Genomic DNA, 3,628 nt, shown 5'->3' with positions numbered 1-3,628 from the left:
AATGTAAGCAGGGGTTTATTTATTGCCCAAAATTATTTTCTTAAGACTGTTGAAAACATTCGTATTGAAATTTACACAATTTTAAGGACTTGACTTAGAATTATCTCGCAAGTGTCTAGATTACTTGAAAAAGTGTCTAGATTTATCCAACTGTCTAGATTACTTGAAAAAGTGTCTAGAATTATCTCGCAAGTGTCTAGATTACTTGAAAAAGTGTCTAGATTTATCCAACTGTCTAGATTATTTAAAAAAGTGTCTAGAATTATCTCCCAACTGTCTAGATTATTTAAAAAAGTGTCTAGATTTATCCAACTGTCTAGATTATTTAAAAAAGTGTCTAGATTTATCCAACTGTCTAGATAATTTAAAAAAGTGTCTAGAATTATCTCCCAACTGTCTAGATTATTTAAAAAAGTGTCTAGATTCGTCTCCCATCTGACTAGATATTTTGAAAAAGTGTCTAGATTCATCCCCCACATGGCTAGATTATTAAGTAGAAGTGTTTATATTTGAAAGATAGGCGTTCCTCTCTAAAAATGGTATTAATTTTACTTTCGACTAAACCAAGTGTCGGAATTAACTCCAAAAATACAGAGATTTCCTTCAAATATGTCGAAAAGAATCCAAAATATGTAGGGATTCTCCACTCTTAACCAACGTGCAAATAAACTAAAACATTTCGTCAGATGTCTGACCTTTATTTTTTCCATTTTTTTATTTAAAATAGTAGTGAATAGGAGGACGTAATATGAAACCGTTCAAAAAAATACATTTAGTAGTAATGGATTCTGTGGGAATTGGGGAAGCACCCGATGCACAAAAATTTGGCGATGAAGGCTCAGATACATTAGGTCATATCGCAGAAGAAATGAATGGCTTAAACATGCCAACAATGGAATCATTAGGACTATCTAATATTCGCGAAATCAAAGGAATTGCACAAGTTGAAAAGCCAAAAGCTTTCTACGGAAAAATGCAAGAAGCATCTGTTGGAAAAGATACGATGACAGGGCATTGGGAAATCATGGGTCTTAATATTGACAAACCGTTCAAAGTTTACCCTGAAGGCTTCCCTAAAAAACTCATCGATCAATTAGAAGAAAAAACAGGACGTAAAGTAATTGGTAATATCCCTGCAAGTGGAACTGCTATTATCGATGAACTAGGGCCAGAGCATATGGAAACGGGCGCCATTATTGTCTACACATCTGCTGACCCTGTACTTCAGATCGCGGCTCATGAGGAAATAGTGCCACTTGATGAATTGTATAAAATCTGTGAGATTGCACGCGAACTTACATTAGATCCTGAATTTTTAGTTGGTCGTGTCATCGCGCGTCCATTTATCGGAACACCAGGAAACTTTACAAGAACTTCCAATCGACATGACTATGCTTTAAAACCATTTGGTCGAACTACGATGAATGAGCTTAAAGATGCTGGACTTGCATCAATCGCTATTGGAAAAATTTCTGATATTTTTAATGGAGAAGGTGTAACAGAAGCCATTCGTACGAAAAACAATACCGATGGAATGGATCGACTCGTTGAAGTTGTCCGTCGTGATTTTAAAGGACTAAGCTTTTTAAACCTTGTTGATTTTGATGCAAACTTTGGTCACCGACGAGATCCTCAAGGTTACGGAGAAGCGTTAGAAGAGTTCGACCGTCGTTTACCAGAAGTGTTGGAAAGTTTAGAAGAAGATGATTTAATCATCATAACTGCAGACCACGGTAATGATCCGACTTTCCCTGGTACTGATCATACACGTGAATATGTACCATTAATTATTTACTCACCACGTTATAAAAATGGTGGAGCAGAATTGCCATTATGCAATACCTTTGCTGACATTGCGGCTACTGTGGCAGAGAATTTCGGCGTAACACCACCACCATTTGGAACAAGTTTCTTATCACAAATTACTGACTAATTGCCACTTTTTTTGACCGATAAAGTGTCAATCTAAAATAACATTTAGTGGGAGGTTAATTCTCACTAAATGGTTTCACTTGATCCAAAGTAAAGTAGATTAGGGGTGCTAAATATGCGAATGGTTGATGTTATTGAAAAGAAGCGTAACGGAGAAGAACTCACAACAGAAGAAATTAAATTTTTTGTTAACGGTTACACAGAAGGGAAGATCCCTGATTATCAAGTAAGTTCTCTTATGATGGCGATTTATTTCCAAGATATGAATGACCGAGAACGTGCTGATTTGACTATGGCTATGGTGGAATCAGGTGACAAAATTAATTTATCGGGCATTGAAGGAATTAAAGTGGATAAACACTCTACAGGCGGTGTAGGTGATACAACAACACTTTCACTTGCAGCGATGGTAGCTGCTGTTGGTGTCCCTGTAGCGAAAATGAGTGGCCGTGGATTAGGTCATACTGGCGGCACGATCGATAAATTAGAGTCAATCAGTGGCTTCCATGTTGAACTATCAAGTGAACAATTTACAAAACAAGTAAACGACATTAAGATGGCAGTTATCGGGCAAAGTGGAAACTTAACACCGGCAGATAAAAAACTGTATGCTCTTCGCGACGTAACAGGTACAGTTCCAAGCATCCCACTCATTGCAAGTTCTATTATGTCAAAAAAAATTGCAGCGGGTGCAGATGCGATTGTTCTCGATGTAAAAACAGGCGAAGGCGCTTTTATGAAAACACTCGAAGATTCGATTTCATTAGCAAAGGCAATGGTTCAAATAGGGAATCGTGTTGGTCGAAATACAATGGCTATCATCTCAGATATGAGTCAGCCTCTTGGTTATGCGATCGGAAATGCCCTTGAAGTGAAAGAAGCCATTGACACGTTAAAAGGGAATGGTCCTGAAGATTTACAAGAGCTTTGCTATACACTAGGTGCTCAAATGGTCGTATTAGGTGGAAAAGCAAAAACAATTGAGGAAGCACGTTCATTGCTTGTTGAAGTTGTTCAAAATGGTAAAGCCATTGAAGTGTTCAAAAAATTCATCGAGGCTCAAGGTGGAGATGCATCCGTTGTTGATAATCCTTCTTTATTACCTCAAGCAAAATTCCAAATCGAATTACCGGCAAAACAAGATGGATATGTCGCAAAAATGGAAGCCGATGAAATTGGAGTTGCCGCTATGTTATTAGGGGCTGGCCGTGCCACAAAAGAATCGGAAATCGATTTAGCTGTTGGGCTGATTCTTCATAAAAAAGTAGGGGATCAAGTAAAACAGGGTGAATCACTTGCTACAATCTACTCAAATACCGATGATGTGCAAAATGTATTAGATAAATTATATGCCCACATCGTTATTTCGTCTGATAAAGTAGAAGCTCCAACGTTAATTAAAGAAATCGTCTTAGACTAATTTGATTAATTTGATTTTTGTATATGATAGGAGGCTGTCCAGAGAGTTTAACTTTCTGAACGGCCTTTTTATATTTAATAAATATCTGTCAAACTTTATGCGACTGCAGAGGACACCATTAAATTTCTTGTCACAAAATTACTGTCCAAACAAGTCTTTCACTGCAGCAAACGCGAATTTTTTAGTCAAGTCCTTAAAATTGTGTAAATTTCAATACGAATGTTTTCAACAGTCTTAAGAAAATAATTTTGGGCAATAAATAAACCCCTGCTTACA

At 37.0% G+C, this 3,628-nt stretch carries 2 protein-coding genes; both read left to right on the top strand.

Annotated elements, in window-relative coordinates; genetic code table 11:
• Positions 1–748: 748 nt before the first annotated feature.
• The gene (gene deoB / locus JOD29_RS20170; protein WP_124767061.1) at positions 749–1,933 is read left to right on the top strand and encodes a phosphopentomutase; all 1,185 of its coding nucleotides are present in this window, start codon (positions 749–751) and stop codon (positions 1,931–1,933) included.
• Positions 1,934–2,047: 114 nt separating this feature from the next.
• Positions 2,048–3,352 carry a pyrimidine-nucleoside phosphorylase gene (locus JOD29_RS20165; protein WP_124767062.1) on the top strand — a complete coding sequence of 435 codons (1,305 nt, stop codon included), beginning with the start codon at positions 2,048–2,050 and terminating at the stop codon, positions 3,350–3,352.
• Positions 3,353–3,628: the final 276 nt, after the last annotated feature.

The sequence above is a fragment of the Lysinibacillus composti genome, assembly GCF_016908465.1.
GTDB lineage: Bacteria > Bacillota > Bacilli > Bacillales_A > Planococcaceae > Ureibacillus > Ureibacillus composti_A.
The sequence above is the reverse complement of the archived record's forward strand: the minus strand, read 5'-3'. Positions and strand labels throughout refer to the sequence as shown.